Origin of the sequence: Streptomyces sp. NPDC020422 (assembly GCF_044386705.1) — a bacterium.
Lineage (GTDB): Bacteria > Actinomycetota > Actinomycetes > Streptomycetales > Streptomycetaceae > Streptomyces.
The window spans coordinates 328,445-343,097 of sequence record NZ_JBIRVJ010000004.1 but is presented as its reverse complement, the minus strand read 5'-3'; the positions used below and the strand labels follow the sequence as shown (position 1 = coordinate 343,097).

At 74.4% G+C, this 14,653-nt stretch carries 12 protein-coding genes; 5 read left to right on the top strand and 7 right to left on the bottom strand.

The genetic code is table 11. The annotated features are described in order from the left end of the window. Positions 1 to 82: 82 nt before the first annotated feature. The 4 genes from ACH414_RS12375 (at position 83) to ACH414_RS12360 (ending at position 5,313) form a co-directional block, all read left to right on the top strand. Positions 83 to 730: a PadR family transcriptional regulator gene (locus tag ACH414_RS12375; RefSeq protein WP_382539243.1), complete on the top strand. Its 648-nt coding sequence runs from the start codon at positions 83 to 85 to the stop codon at positions 728 to 730. Positions 731 to 1,026: 296 nt separating this feature from the next. After that, positions 1,027 to 1,764: an ABC transporter ATP-binding protein gene (locus tag ACH414_RS12370; RefSeq protein WP_382539239.1), complete on the top strand. Its 738-nt coding sequence runs from the start codon at positions 1,027 to 1,029 to the stop codon at positions 1,762 to 1,764. Then, on the top strand, positions 1,761 to 4,625 hold the full coding sequence (locus ACH414_RS12365) for an ABC transporter permease (RefSeq protein WP_398941721.1): 2,865 nt from the start codon (positions 1,761 to 1,763) through the stop codon (positions 4,623 to 4,625). The genes ACH414_RS12370 and ACH414_RS12365 overlap by 4 nt, the downstream gene beginning before the upstream one ends. A gap of 136 nt (positions 4,626 to 4,761) precedes the next feature. Further along, entirely contained in the window at positions 4,762 to 5,313 is a 552-nt protein-coding gene (locus ACH414_RS12360) for a bacterial proteasome activator family protein (RefSeq protein WP_382539234.1), read from the top strand. A gap of 74 nt (positions 5,314 to 5,387) precedes the next feature. Here the strand turns inward: ACH414_RS12360 and ACH414_RS12355 are convergent, their stop codons facing one another. From ACH414_RS12355 to pdhA, 7 genes are all read right to left on the bottom strand, one after another. Then, a complete protein-coding gene (locus ACH414_RS12355; protein WP_386563283.1) occupies positions 5,388 to 6,374 on the bottom strand; it encodes an NAD(P)H-quinone oxidoreductase in 987 nt (328 codons plus the stop codon). Between the two features lie 23 nt (positions 6,375 to 6,397). Next, complete coding sequence (locus ACH414_RS12350; RefSeq protein ID WP_382539228.1) at positions 6,398 to 7,483, bottom strand: potassium channel family protein; 1,086 nt, start codon at positions 7,481 to 7,483, stop codon at positions 6,398 to 6,400. Further along, entirely contained in the window at positions 7,480 to 9,054 is a 1,575-nt protein-coding gene (locus ACH414_RS12345; protein WP_398941718.1) for a molybdopterin molybdotransferase MoeA, read from the bottom strand. Before ACH414_RS12345 ends, ACH414_RS12350 begins: the two co-directional genes overlap by 4 nt. Next, entirely contained in the window at positions 9,051 to 10,082 is a 1,032-nt protein-coding gene (locus ACH414_RS12340; RefSeq protein ID WP_382539222.1) for a DUF6457 domain-containing protein, read from the bottom strand. The genes ACH414_RS12345 and ACH414_RS12340 overlap by 4 nt, the downstream gene beginning before the upstream one ends. A 190-nt stretch (positions 10,083 to 10,272) precedes the next feature. Further along, positions 10,273 to 11,646, bottom strand: a complete 1,374-nt coding sequence (locus ACH414_RS12335; protein WP_398941717.1) for a dihydrolipoamide acetyltransferase family protein — start codon at positions 11,644 to 11,646, stop codon at positions 10,273 to 10,275. Then, positions 11,646 to 12,677 (bottom strand): alpha-ketoacid dehydrogenase subunit beta, encoded by a 1,032-nt coding sequence (locus ACH414_RS12330; RefSeq protein WP_398941716.1) that lies wholly within the window; start codon positions 12,675 to 12,677, stop codon positions 11,646 to 11,648. Before ACH414_RS12330 ends, ACH414_RS12335 begins: the two co-directional genes overlap by 1 nt. Beyond that, a complete protein-coding gene (gene pdhA / locus ACH414_RS12325) occupies positions 12,674 to 13,837 on the bottom strand; it encodes a pyruvate dehydrogenase (acetyl-transferring) E1 component subunit alpha (protein ID WP_382539213.1) in 1,164 nt (387 codons plus the stop codon). The genes ACH414_RS12330 and pdhA overlap by 4 nt, the downstream gene beginning before the upstream one ends. A 180-nt stretch (positions 13,838 to 14,017) precedes the next feature. On the opposite strand from pdhA, the gene ACH414_RS12320 reads away from it, so the two are divergent. Further along, positions 14,018 to 14,623 carry an Lrp/AsnC family transcriptional regulator gene (locus tag ACH414_RS12320; RefSeq protein WP_386563269.1) on the top strand — a complete coding sequence of 202 codons (606 nt, stop codon included), beginning with the start codon at positions 14,018 to 14,020 and terminating at the stop codon, positions 14,621 to 14,623. Positions 14,624 to 14,653 lie beyond the last annotated feature (30 nt).

The window sequence follows — 14,653 nt, the reverse complement described above, 5'->3', positions numbered from 1 at the left end:
CCCGGGTCCTCCTTGAGTCGGACCCCCGGGGTCCGACTCAGGACGCTTGTCGGCTCCGACTTACCCGGTATACATACTCGGTATGTCGATCCGCCACGGGCTTCTCGCCCTCCTCGAACGCGGCCCCCGCTACGGCTCGCAGCTCCGCACGGAGTTCGAGTCCCGCACCGGCTCCACCTGGCCGCTCAACGTCGGCCAGGTCTACACGACCCTGGCCCGGCTCGAACGGGACGGGATGATCGGCCAGGACGGCGAGGACGAGGCCGGCCACGCGCTCTACGCGATCACCGACAAGGGGCGCGGGGAGCTGCGCTCCTGGTTCGAGAACCCCGTCGACCGCACCAGCCCCGCCCGGGACGAGCTCGCCATCAAGCTCGCCATGGCGGTCGGGGCGCCCGGGGTCGACATCCGCGACGTCATCCAGTCCCAGCGCCGGCACACCGTGCGGGCGATGCAGGACTACACCCGGCTCAAGGCGCAGGCGATCACCGCCGTCGAGAGCGGGGGCGCCGGGGAACGCGACGACGTCGCCTGGCTGCTCGTCCTGGAGCAGCTGATCTTCCAGACCGAGGCGGAGGCGCGCTGGCTCGACCACTGCGAGTCCCGGCTCATCCGGCTCGCGGCGGCCTCCGCCACGCGCCCGTCCCCGCCGCCCGCGGGACCGGCCGCCCCGACGGCGCCGGCCCCCTCGCCCGCCGCGTCCCTGCCGGACGCCACGGGGGTGTCGTAACCCGGCAGGAACCGCTCCGGCGGGACCCGCCGCCGGCAGAAACCGCTGTCGGCAGGACCCGCTTCCCGCGCGACCCGCCATCCGCGGGATCCGCTCCGAGCAGGACCCGCCATCCGCAGGACCCGCTCCCAGCGGCGTGGCGGGCCCCGCTCCCAGCGGACCCGCTTCCGACCGCTCCGCAAGCAATCCGACCAGACCCAGACCCGTACGCATCGGCTCCAGTCCCGGCGCCGGCCCGGGCGCTCCACCGCCCGCCGCCCCGCCCCGCCCGCGTACGCCCGAGGGGGAATCCACCCATGTCCATACAGCAGCAGCCCGTGCTGCGTCTGCAGCAGCTGACCCGCGTCCACGGCTCGGGCGCGACCGAGGTGCACGCCCTGCGGGGCATCGACCTCGACGTCCACCCCGGCGAACTCGTCGCCGTCATGGGTCCGTCCGGCTCCGGCAAGTCGACCCTGCTCACCATCGCGGGCGGCCTCGACACCCCCACCTCGGGCCGGGTGATCGTCGAGGACACCGACATCACCTCCGCGAGCGTCAAGGAGCTCGCCGCCCTGCGCCGCCGCAGCATCGGCTACGTCTTCCAGGACTACAACCTCATCCCGGCGCTCACCGCCGCCGAGAACGTGGCCCTGCCCCGCGAGCTGGACGGCGTCTCGGCCCGCAAGGCCCGCACCGAGGCCCTCGCGGCGCTCGCCGAGATGGAGCTCGGCCACCTGGCCGACCGCTTCCCCGACGAGATGTCCGGCGGCCAGCAGCAGCGCGTGGCCATCGCCCGCGCCCTCGTCGGCGACCGCCGGCTCGTCCTCGCCGACGAGCCCACCGGCGCCCTCGACTCCGAGACCGGCGAGTCCGTGCTCGCCCTGCTGCGCTCCCGCTGCGACGCCGGCGCCGCCGGCGTCCTGGTCACCCACGAGCCCCGGTTCGCCGCCTGGGCCGACCGGGTCGTGTTCCTCCGGGACGGCGCCGTCGTCGACCAGACCGTCCGCAGCGAGGCCGACTCGCTCCTGACCGGCCGGGCGGCGCAGCGGTGAACACCTGGTTCCACTCCTGGCGCGCCGCGATCCGCATCGCCCGCCGTGACGCCTGGCGCTCCAAGGGCCGCAGCTTCCTCGTCCTCGCGATGATCGCCCTGCCCATCCTGGGCGTGAGCGCCTTCGACCTGACCCTGCGCAGCTCCGAGCTGACCGCGGAGCAGAAGACCGAGCGGTCCATCGGCGCCGCCGACGCGCGCTTCAGCGACGCCCGCGTCAGCGGGGTGCCGATCTACCAGGACCCCGAGGGCTCGATGAGCACCCCGGTGCAGGACTACGAGAACAAGCCCTGGCCCGACGGCCCGACCGATGTCCGCAAGGTCATCCCGGCCGGCTCGACCGTCCTCACCGACAGCTCCGGCACCGCCAAGCTGACCACCGCCCACGGGCTGCTCCAGACCGAGGTGCGTGAGCTCCGGGCCGCCGACCCGGTCGCCCGGGGCATCATGCGGCTCCAGGAGGGCAGCTTCCCGGAGAGGAGCGACGAGGTCGCCGCGACCACGCACTTCCTGGAGACCAGCGGTCTGACCGTCGGCTCCACCCTCTCCGCGCGCGGCTTCGACCGCACGTACCGGATCACCGGTTCGTACGAGCTGCCCAGCGACCTCAAGACGGACCAGGTCAACGCGCTGCCGGGGGCCTTCCTCGCGCCGTACGCCAAGGCCGTCGAGAAGGCCGGGATCCAGGCGCCCGGCCTGTCCACCACGTATCTGGTGCGCAAGCCCGGCGGTTTCACGTGGAACGCCGTCCAGCAGATCAACACCAAGGGCGTCACGGTCCTCTCGCGGGCCGTGGCCCTCGACCCGCCCGCCGACTCCGAGGTGCCGCTGTACCAGAAGGACGGCTGGGGCAACTACGAGACGAGCGTGGCCGCCGACGCCGCCGCCCTCGCCGCCGTGGGCACCGTGGTCGGCCTCGCGATGCTGGAGATCTGCCTGCTCGCCGGCCCCGCCTTCGCGGTCGGCGCCCGCCGCTCGCGCCGCCAGCTGGGGCTCGTCGGCGCCAACGGCGGTGCCCGCAGCCACATCCGGGCCATCGTGCTCAGCGGGGGTCTCGTCATCGGCGTCGCCGCGGCCCTCGTCGGCACCGTCCTCGCCCTGATCCTCACCTTCGCGCTCCGCCCGGTGCTCGAGGACGTCATGGGGCAGCGGTTCGGCGGCTTCACCATCCGGCCGCTCGAACTGCTCGGCATCGCCGCCCTCGCCGTCCTCACCGGACTGCTCGCCGCGACCGTCCCCGCCGTCACCGCCTCCCGGCAGACCGTCCTCGCCTCCCTGACCGGCCGTCGCGGAGTGCGCCGCAGCAGCCGTGTGCTGCCCCTGGTCGGCCTCGGGGCCCTGCTGCTGGGCGGCGCCATCGCCCTGTACGGATCGGTCATCACCGACCAGTTCGTCATCGTCGCCGGCGGCTCGGCCATCGCCGAGCTGGGCGTGGTCGCCATGACCCCCGCCCTGGTCGGTCTGTTCGGCCGCACCGGCCGCTGGCTGCCGCTCTCGCCGCGGCTCGCCCTGCGCGACGCCGTCCGCAACCGGGGCCGTACGGCACCCGCCGTCGCCGCCGTCCTCGCCGCCGTCGCGGGCACCGTCGCCGTCTCCACCTACGCCGCGAGCCGGGACGCCCAGGGCCTCGCCGAGTACGAGGCACGGCTGCCCTACGGGGCCGTCGCCGCCCTCGTCACGGAGGAGGGCGGCCGGGACGCCGCCGCGGTCCGCGAGGCCGTCCAGCGCACCTTCCCGGTCGACGTCCGCGCGGACGTCTCCCGGATCGCCGTCGGCAGGCCCGGCTGCGAGCCGTGGGGCGGCGGCAAGGGCTGCGGCCGCTTCGAGGTCGTCATCCCCAAGGCCAACGAGTGCCCGCTGTGGGCCACCACCCCCGACGGCTCCGACCCCTCGGAGAAGTTCACCAAGGAACAGCGCCGCGACCTGAACGCCAACGACTGGCGCTGCCAGGCGTCGGCGGGCAACGGCGTCTACGTCGAGGGCGGCCTGCTCGTCGCCGACGCCCCCATCCTCACGATCCTCGGCATCAAGGACCCGGGCGCGGCCAAGGCCCTCGCCGACGGCAAGGTCGTCAACTTCCTGAAGACCCAGGTCGAGAAGAAGACCGGCACCGTCGCCCTCAGGCTGATCACCGACACCGACGCCGCCGACCGCGCCGCCGAACAGCACAAGCCGATACCGGGCGCGATCAAGAACCTCCCCGCCTACCAGGTGCCGGGCTCCCCGCTCTCGTACGGCGTGCAGGCCATCCTCAGCCCGGCCGCGGCCAAGGCCGCCGGACTGACCACCGTCCCGATGGGTGCCTACTTCAGCACCGACCACCTGCCCGACAGCGAGCAGCGGCAGAGGCTCGACGGCGAGATCGCCAAGCTGGGCAGCACCGTCGACCTCACCCTGGAGGAGGGCTACGTCAGCAAGAACAGCCTCGTCCTCCTCGCGCTGACCGTCTTCGCCGGCCTGGTCACCATCGGCGCGGCCGGCATCGCCACCGGTCTCGCCCAGGCCGACGCGGAGGCCGACCTCAAGACGCTCGCCGCGGTCGGTGCCCCGCCCCGGGTCCGCCGCACGCTCAGCGGCTTCCAGTGCGGAGTCGTCGCCGCGATGGGCGTGGTCCTCGGCTCGGCCGCCGGCGTCCTGCCCGCGATCGGGCTGCGGCTCACCGAGGAGCGCGAGCAGATCCGCTTCTGGGAGCAGAGCGTGGCGGAGGGCTGGGCCGGCTCCGAAACCCCGCCGTACGTGCCGGTCGTCATCCCCTGGGAGACGCTCGCCGCGCTCCTGGTGGCCGTGCCGCTCGGCGCCGCCCTGCTGGCCGCCCTGGTGACCCGCTCCCGCGGCGCCCTGGCCCGCCGGGCCGCGCACTAGACCGGGCCCGGACACGGCCTGGGAGCCCCGTTCCCGCACGCGCGTTCGTTGCCGTGCTGTGCCCCTGTACGAGGGTGGATCACCCTCGTACAGGGGCACACCGTGTGGTGAGGCATGTGTGCGAGAGAATGGCGGCATGGAGATGCCGAGGAATGACAGGTCGCAGGAGCACCCCCAGGTCCTCATCGTGGGCCAGGACGGGATGGCGCTCGGCGGCACTCAGGGTGACGACGAATCCCGCGAGGTCCCGGTGACGGAAATGGTCGAGCAGCCTGCGAAGGTCATGCGGATCGGCAGCATGATCAAGCAGCTTCTGGAGGAAGTCAGGGCGGCACCTCTCGACGAGGCCAGCCGCGTCCGGCTCAAGGAGATCCACGCCAGCTCGGTGAAGGAGCTGGAGGACGGTCTCGCGCCGGAGCTGGTGGAGGAACTGGAGCGGCTCTCCCTGCCGTTCACCGACGAGGCCATCCCCTCCGACTCGGAGCTGCGGATCGCGCAGGCCCAGCTGGTGGGCTGGCTCGAAGGCCTCTTCCACGGCATCCAGACGGCGCTGTTCGCCCAGCAGATGGCGGCCCGCGCCCAGTTGGAGCAGATGCGCCGGGCGCTGCCGCCGGGCTCGTCGCACGACGATGACGACGACCACGGCCCCGGCCACGGGCGGGCGGTGGGCTCCGGCCCGTATCTGTAGGCCGGTCGAGCGCCCCATGCGGGCAGCTCACACGTGAGGAAGGCCCGACGCCGCGAACGGCGCCGGGCCTTCGGTCACTTCTCCGGCGCGAGCAGCAGGACCTTGCCGACATGGGCGCCCGACTCGATGGCCCGGTGCGCCTCGGGGGCGTCCGGCAGCGGCACCGTCCGGTCGACGACCGGGGTGACCGTGCCCGCGCCGATCAGCGGCCACACGTGCTCGCGGACCGCGGCCACCACGGCGGCCTTCTCGCTCAGCGGGCGGGAGCGCAGCGTCGTCGCCAGGACGGCCGCGCGCTTGGCCATGAGCGCGCCCAGGTTCAACTCGCCCTTGACACCGCCCTGGAGGCCGATGACGACCAGCCGGCCGTTGACGGCGAGCGCCTTGATGTTCCGCTCCAGGTACTTCGCGCCGACGATGTCCAGGATGACGTCCGCCCCGGCACCGTCCGTCGCCTTGTGCAGCTCCGCCACGAAGTCCTGCTCGCGGTAGTCGATCAGGATGTCCGCGCCGAGCTCGGCGCAGCGCGCCAGCTTCTCGGGGCCGCCGGCCGTGACCGCGACCCGGGCGCCGACCGCCTTGGCCAGCTGGATCGCCATGGTGCCGATGCCGCTCGCCCCGCCGTGCACGAGCAGCGTCTCGCCCGGCCGCAGGTGCGCCAGCATGAAGACGTTCGACCAGACGGTGCAGGCCACCTCGGGCAGCGCGGCGGCCGTCACCAGGTCCACGCCCTCCGGCCGGGGCAGCAGCTGCCCCGCCGGGACGGCGACCTTCTCCGCGTAACCGCCGCCGACGAGCAGCGCGCACACCTCGTCGCCCACCGACCAGCCGGAGACCCCGGGGCCGAGTGCGACGATCCGGCCGGAGCACTCCAGGCCGGGGTAGGGGGAGCTGCCCGGCGGCGGGTCGTAGTAGCCCTGCCGCTGGAGCAGATCGGCACGGTTGACGGCGCTCGCCACCACCTCGACGAGGACCTCGCCCTCGGCGGGGACGGGGTCGGGCACCTCGGCCCAGACCAGCGCCTCGGGACCACCGGGTTCCGGAATCGTGATCGCATGCATGGCGGCGAGGCTACTCCGGGGCGTCAGTCGTCGCTCGGTGCGGTGAGCGGGGTGACCGGTGTGGCCCGCACGATCGTGATCACACGGTCCGTCAACTGCAGCGGACTGGCCGCGGGATCGTCGTATCCGAGCAGCCGGTGGCCGCGCAGCACGCTGACCACCAGGTCCTCCGTCTCCCGTACGCTCCGGCCCACCTCGGCCTTGGTCACCGGCCGTTCCACGAGGTCGAGTCCGGAGCCCTGCTGGATCAGGTCCTCCATGACGGTGCCCGCGCTCGGGCTGAGCACCGAGAGGCCGAGCAGCCGGCCGGCGGCGCTGGCACTGGTGATCACGGCGTCGGCGCCGGACTGGCGCAGCAGCGGCGCGTTCTCCTCCTCGCGGACGGCGGCGACGATCTTCGCCCCGCGGTTGAGCTGGCGGGCCGTCAGGGTGACCAGGACGGCCGTGTCGTCGCGCTGGGTGGCGATGACGATCTGACGGGCCCTCTGCACCTCGGCGCGGAGCAGCACATCGCTGCGGGTCGCGTCGCCGACGACTCCGACGAAGCCGTCGGCGTTGGCCGCCTCGATCACCTTGTTGGAAGGGTCGACGATGACGATCTGGTCCTTGCGCAGTCCGGTCGCGCAGAGCGTCTGGATCGCCGAACGCCCCTTGGTGCCGAAACCGACGATGACGGTGTGCTCGCGCAAGGCGGCCCTCCAGCGGTTCAGCCGGAACTCCTCCCGGGTCCGCTCCGTGAGGACCTCGAGGGTGGTACCGACCAAGATGATCAGAAACAGCACGCGCAGCGGCGTGACCAGCAGGATGTTCGCCAGCCGCGCCGAGTCGCTGTACGGGACGATGTCGCCGTAGCCCGTCGTGGAGAGGGTCACCGTCGCGTAGTAGACGCAGTCGAGGAAGTCGACGGTCTCGTTGGCGTTGTCGTGGTAGCCGTCCCGGTCGAGATAGACGATGAGGACGGTCACGACCAGCACGCCCAGGGCCATCAGCAGGCGCTTGCCGACCTGCCGCAGGGGCTTCTCCACGACGCGGCGCGGGAGTTGGATCCGGGAGCCCGCCAGCTTCTCGTCCGCCTGGCGGGCCATCACGTCCCGGCTGGGAAGTTTCACGTGAAACACCCTCCTTGGGGCGAGAGCGCGGGCCAGGGCAGATCGAGGATCTCCAGGAGCTGCCCGGGCCGGGCACCGCCCGGCGGGACGACGGCCATGCCGTGGGCCGCGGCGATGCCGCGCAGCATCGCGGGCCCGTTGTAGTGCAGCGGCTCGGCCTCCTCGCCCCGCAGGACCACGGGGACGAGCCGGGTGTCGTACGGATGCCCCGGGACCTCCGCGCCCACGGAGACCCGGTACGGCGCCCGACCGGGCCTTCCGGCGAGGGCGCCCAGCAGGGGCTCGGCAAGCGTGAGCAGCCCGGAGACGGCGGCGAGCGGATTACCGGGCAGCCCGACGAGGTGCCGCACGGGGGCGGGGGTCTCGTGGGGGGAGGCGGTCTCGTGGGGGGCGCCGGTCCCGACGGGGGTTCCGGTGCCGTGGGGGGCGCCGGTCCCGTGGGGGGCGCCGGTCCCATGGGGGTCGCCGGTCCCACCGGGAGTCCCGGCCCTATCGGGATTACCGGTCCCAACGGGATTACCGGTCCCAACGGGATTACCGGTCCCAACGGGATTGCCAGTCCCCTCGGGATTGTCGGTCCCCTCGGGATTGCCAGTCCCCTCGGGATTGTCGGTCTCCGCGCCCTCCAGCCGTGCCAGGAGCATGGGATGGCCGGGTCGCACCTTCACCCCGTCGACGAGGAGCACCGCTCCGGCCTTGTCGAGAACCGGGTGGACGTGGTCGACGGGCCCGGCGGCGGTCCCGCCGGTGGTGATCACCACGTCGGCGGGGGAGCCGGTGACGGCCGCGTACAGCGCCTCGGCGTCGTCGCCGATCCGGCGGGTGCCGAGCACCTCGACGCCGAGCGCCGCCAGCCAGGGGCCGAGCATCGGGCCGAGTGCGTCGCGGATCAGGCCCTCGTGGGGGAGGCCGGCGGTGAGCAGCTCGTCGCCGAGGACGAGCACCTCCACGCGCGGGCGCGGGCGCACGGCCAGCTCGTCGTAGCCGGCCGCGGCGGCGAGGCCGAGGACCGCGGGGGTCACCGCGGTCCCGGCGGGCAGCAGCCGGTCGCCGGTGCGGCACTCCTGGCCCCGGGGGCGGATGTCCTGTCCGTGGACGACCTCGCGCAGGGCGTGGAGCTGCCCGGCGGCGTCGGTACGGGAGTGCTCGCTGCGGACGACGGCGGTGGCCCCGGCCGGCACCCGGGCGCCGGTCGCGATCCGCACGGCGTCGCCGTCGGCGAGCTCGGCGGCGGGGGCGTGTCCGGCGAGGACGGCGCCGTCGGGGTCGACGCGCCAGGGGCCGGGGCCCGCGACGGCCCAGCCGTCCATGGCGGAGGTGTCGAAGGAGGGCAGGTCGGTCAGCGCGCACAGGGCCTCGGCCAGCACCTGCCCGAGGCCCTGCCCCAGCGGCACCCTGGCGGGCCCCCGCGCGGCCGCGGCGGCCTCACCGGCCCGGGCGGCGACGGCACGGGCCTCGGCCCAGGGGGTGGCGCGATGGCGCTCGTGACGCGGGGAGTCCGTGCGGGGCCGGCCGACGAGGGCGAGGGCGTCCTCCACGCCGTCGTCGGGCAGCCGCTCCTTCATCGTCATCCCGCATCATCCCGCTCGGCGGCCCAGCGCTCGGCGAGCGCGGCGGCCTTGCGGGCGGCCTCGGCCACGGCCTGCGGCCCCCCGTCGGCCCCGGCCCTGGCCGCCGCGTATCCGACCAGGAACGTGGTGAGCGGCGCGGCGGGGCGGGCGACGCCGTGGGCGGCGTCACGGGCGAGGTCGAGCAACACGCCCGTGTCGACGTCCAGGTCGATGCCCAGCTCGTCCTTGACTGCGGTGATCCATTCGTCCAGCACGTTCCCATGCTCCCTGATCCGCGCCCGGGCCGCGGCGATGTCCCCCCAGGTGTCGCAGTCGAACGAGGCCTGGCCCCGCGCCGCAACCCTTACGAGCGCCAGCTCGCCGGTGACCAGCCGCAGCGGAAGCCCCTCCGTCGTGCCCCGCTCGGCGACGACCCGGTCGATCCCCCGCCGCAGCGCCCGCACCCGATATGCCCCCACCAGGGGCTGCTCCCGCCCCTCCCCGTCCACCAGTACGGCACCGTCGGCCCCGGTCTCCCGCACGAGGGCCTCCACGAGGGCCTGGGCGGTGTCGGCCCCGAAGAAGGGGAGGTCGGCGGAGAGGAGCAGAACGAGGGGGTCGGGGGCGGGCCCGGCGGGCGGCACGGCGGGTGCGGAGAGAGCGGCGGCCGCGGGCCGGGCACCGGAGGCGGGCCCGGCACCGGATTCGCCTCCGGGGGCGACGGCGGGCCCGCCGTCAGCAGGGCCGTCGGCAGGGCCGTCGGCAACAGGCGTGGCCGTCCCGCCGGCGGAGACGGCCGCCAGTCGGCGCAGGCCCGCGTCGAGGGCCGCGAGGGGGCCGCCGCCGGGCGGGGTCTCCCTCGCCCATTCCACCGGGCGGGCGGTGGCCCGTGGCGCGGCGACGACCACGGTCGTCCCGGCGGCGCGGCAGCCCGCCAGGACCCGGTCGAGCAGGCTCCGGCCGCCGACCCGCACTCCGGGCTTGTCGGCGCCGCCGAGGCGCCGGGCGGCGCCGCCGGCGAGCACGATGGCGTCGTACGAGGTCGTCATCCCAGCAGTATCGTCCGCGCCCGCGCGGGATCGGCCGCCCCGGGCCGCTCGTCTCACGGAGGGAGACGACGGGAGGCCCGGGCGCCGGACGTGTCCGGGACCCGGCGTGGGGTTGGGTCCCGGACGGGGCCGCCGGGAACCGCCGGGGCCCCGTGCCCCGGCCGGCGTCCGCCCCGGCGGAGTCCTGTCGTCACAGCGTGCGCAGCAGCACCGCCGGGCTCTCGACGCAGTCGGCGACGTAGCGCAGGAAGCCGCCGGCGGTCCCGCCGTCGCAGACCCGGTGGTCGAAGCTCAGCGAGAGCTGGGCCACCTGACGTACCGCCAGTTCGCCCTGGTGCACCCACGGCTTGGGGACGATCCGGCCGACCCCGAGCATGGCCGCCTCGGGGTGGTTGATGATCGGCGTGGAGCCGTCGACGCCGAACACCCCGTAGTTGTTCAGGGTGAACGTGCCGCCGGTCAGGTCGGCCGGGGTGAGCGTCCCCTGTCGCGCCGACTCGGTCAGCCGGGCGAACTCGGCGGTCAGCGACTCGGCGGTGCGCCCGCCGGCGTCCTTGACCACGGGGACGACCAGACCGCGTTCGGTCTGGGCCGCGAAGCCCAGGTGCACCGACGGCAGCCGGACGATCTCCCGCGCGGCCGTGTCCACCGTGGAGTTGAGCTCCGGGAAGCGGGCCAGGGCGTGGGTGCAGATCCGGGCGAGCAGCGCGAGCACGGAGATCTTCGGCCCGCCCGCCGCGTTCATCGCCGACCGCGCCGCCATGAGTTCGGTGGCGTCGGCGTCGACCCAGCAGGTGGCGTCGGGGATCTCCGTACGGCTGCGGGACAGCTTGTCGGCCACCGCCCCGCGCACCCCGCGCAGCGGTATCCGCTCGCCCGCGGCGGCTGCCACACCGGCCGCGGGGGCGGCTGCGGTGGCGTGGCCGGGGGTGGCCGTGGGCGCCGGGGCGGTCCGGTCCCGTACGGCGAGGGCGTTCTCGACGTCGGCACGCAGGATCAGCCCGTCGGGGCCGGAACCGCGGACCTCCCGCAGGTCGAGCCCCTCGTCCCGGGCGAGCTTGCGCACCAGCGGGGAGATCACGGGGACGGGCCCCTGCGGCACGACGGGCGCCACGGCAGGAGCGGCGACCGGTGCGGCGGCGGGCGCGGCGGTGGCCGTCACGGACGCCGTGACGGGCGTCTCGCGCCGGACCCGGCGGCGGCGCGCCGCGGGCCCGGAGGTGCCGTAGCCGATCAGCACGTTGCCGGAGTACTCCGAGGACTCGGCCGCCGAGGCAGCCGAGTCGGCCGAGGCGGCCTCCGCGGACGGAGCCGCACCGCCGCCGACGGCGACGGTCAGGAGCGGCGCGCCGACCGGGAGTTCGGTCCCCTCCTCGCCGAAGCGGGCGGTGACCACACCCCCGTACGGGCAGGGCACCTCCACCATCGCCTTGGCCGTCTCGACCTCGACGACCGGCTGGTCGATGGCGACGACGTCGCCGACGTTCACCAGCCAGCGCACGATCTCGGCCTCGGTGAGGCCCTCGCCGAGGTCGGGCAGCTTGAATTCGAGCACCTGGGCCATCAGCTCCCCGCCTCCCACTGGAGCCGGGCGACCGCGTCCAGGACCCGGTCCACGCCGGGCAGGTGGTGGCGCTCCAGCATCGGCGCCGGGTAGGGGATGTCGAAGCCCGCGACCCGCAGCACCGGCGCCTCCAGGTGGTGGAAGCAGCGCTCGGTCACCCGCGCGGCGATCTCCCCGCCCGGTCCGCCGAAGCCGGAGGACTCGTGCACGACGACGGCCCGGCCGGTGCGCTTCACCGAGGCGCACACGGTCTCGTCGTCGAAGGGCACGAGCGAGCGCAGGTCGACGACCTCCAGGTCCCAGCCCTCGGCCTGGGCCGCCTCGGCGGCCTCCATGCAGACCGGCAGCGAGGGGCCGTAGGTGATCAGGGTGGCGCTGGTGCCGCTGCGGCGCACGACCGCCTTGCCGATCGGCTCCACGGCGGCGGGCGCCTCGGGCGACCAGTCGGACTTCGACCAGTACAGCCGCTTGGGCTCCAGGAAGACCACCGGGTCGTCGGAGGCGATGGCGGCGCGCAGCAGCCCGTAGGCGTCCTCGACGGTCGCCGGGGTGACGACGTGGAGGCCGGGCGTGGCCATGTAGTAGGCCTCGGAGGAGTCGCAGTGGTGCTCGACTCCGCCGATCCCGCCGCCGTACGGGACGCGGACCACGATCGGCATCGACATCGCCCCGCGGGTGCGGTTGCGCATCTTGGCGACATGGCTGAGGAGCTGCTCGAACGCCGGGTAGGCGAACGCGTCGAACTGCATCTCCACGACGGGCCGCAGCCCGTACATGGCCATGCCGACGGCCGTGCCGAGGATGCCCGCCTCGGCCAGCGGCGTGTCCGTACAGCGGTCCTCGCCGAACTCCTTGGCGAGCCCGTCGGTGACCCGGAAGACACCGCCGAGGGTGCCGACGTCCTCGCCCATCACATGGACGGTGGGGTCCTCGGCCATCGCGTCGCGCATGGCCCGCTGGAGGGCCTGCGCCATGGTCGCGGGCTTGGCCGCGGCCTTCCGGGCCGGCCTCGCGGTCGCGTGGGTGGTCATCCCGCCTCGCTCTCGGCGTCGAGCTCCGCCCGCAGCTGCTCCGCCTGCTCGCGCAGCTGCGCGGTCCGCTCGGCGTAGACGTGGGCGAACAGGTCCATCGGGTCGAGCACGGGGTCGGCGTTCATCCGCTCGCGCAGCGCCGCCGCCATCGTCTCGGCGGCCTCGGCCGCCGCGCGCCGCCCGTCCTCGTCGAGCAGGCCGCGCTCGGTCAGCTCCCGCTCCAGGAGCAGGATCGGATCGTGCGCCCGCCAGGTCTCGACCTCGCTGTCGCCGCGGTAGCGGGTGGCGTCGTCGGCGTTGGTGTGGGCGTCGATCCGGTAGGTGATCGCCTCGACGAGGGTGGGCCCGCCGCCGCGCCGCGCGCGGGTCACGGCCTCGGTGAGCACCTGGTGGACGGCGACGGCGTCGTTGCCGTCGACGAGCCGGCCCGGCATGCCGTATCCGACGGCCTTGTGCGCCAGGGACGGGGCCGCGGTCTGCTTGGCGAGCGGCACGGAGATCGCGAAGCCGTTGTTCTGCACGAAGAAGACCACGGGGGCCTGCCAGACGGCCGCGAAGTTCAGCGCCTCGTGGAAGTCGCCCTCACTGGTGCCGCCGTCGCCGACCATGGCGAGGGCCACCACGTCGTCGCCCTTGAGGCGGGCGGCGTGCGCGAGGCCCACCGCGTGCGGGAGCTGGGTGGCGAGCGGGGTGCACAGCGGGGCTATGCGGTGCTCGTGCGGGTCGTAGCCGGTGTGCCAGTCGCCGCGCAGCAGCGTCAGGGCCTGGACGGGGTCGAGCCCGCGGGCGACGGCGGCCAGGGTGTCGCGGTACGAGGGGAAGAGCCAGTCCCGCTCCTCGAGGGCCAGCGCGGCGGCCACCTCGCAGGCCTCCTGGCCGGTGGTGGACGGGTACACCGCGAGGCGGCCCTGCTTGGTGAGGGCGGTCGCCTGCGCGTTGTACCGGCGGCCGCGCACCAGCTCGGCGTAGAGGCGGCGCAGCAGCTCCGGGTCGGCGTCGGCCACGGCGTCCGTGCCGATCACGCGCAGCGGCTCGGCGTCCGGCAGCAGCGGGGCGGGGTCGGTCCGCGGACGCCAGGCCGGCGGCGGGGTGGGCCGGTAGGCGAGAGCGGCACCGGGGGGCTCTTGGACTGTCGAACTGCGCTGTTGCAACGAGTCCACCTCCTCGTGGGAGCGGGCATAAGACCCGAAGGCGGGTGGCGCGAAAAATGTGGCGCGCCTCACCTACCGATTGTTCGGTCGTGGAGGCATTTTGGCTACAGGCACCCGCAGCCTGTGGACAAACGGTTCTCCACAGCTTGGGATGGGTGCAGGTCGTCCACGAGAGAGAGGCGGGGGGACATGGCGGATGAACAAATGGCCGACATCGAGGAGCGCACCGTCGACGAGCCCCTGAACGCGCCCCCCGGCGCCGCCCCCTCGACGGGCGTCCCGGCGGGCCCGGTGGGCCCGGGAACCGGCCCTGCCATCGTCTCCCCGATGCCGCCCGCCCGCCCGCTGGACGCCATCGACCGGGACATCCTGCGGCTCCTCCAGGCGGACGGCCGCGCCTCGGTCCGTTCCGTGGCCGAGCGGGTCCACGTCTCCCGCGCCAACGCGTACGCGCGCATCAACCGGCTCATCGACGACGGGGTGATCCGCGGATTCAGCGCCCGCGTCAACCACGAACGGGCGGGACACGGGGCCTCCGCCTACATCACGCTCAAGATCGTCCAGAACTCCTGGCGCACCGTGCGCGAGCAGCTCCAGGCCCTGCCGGGGGCCGCGCACATCGCCCTGGTCAGCGGCGACTTCGACGTGCTGCTGCTGGTCCACACCCCCGACAACAGGACCCTGCGGGAGCTGGTGCTCACCCGCCTCCAGTCGATCCCCGAGGTCCTCTCGACCCGCACGCTGCTGGTCTTCGAGGAGACCGACCTCGACCCCGACCCGGACCGACGGGGCTGAGCCACCGGGCCCGACACGCCGTGAGGGGGC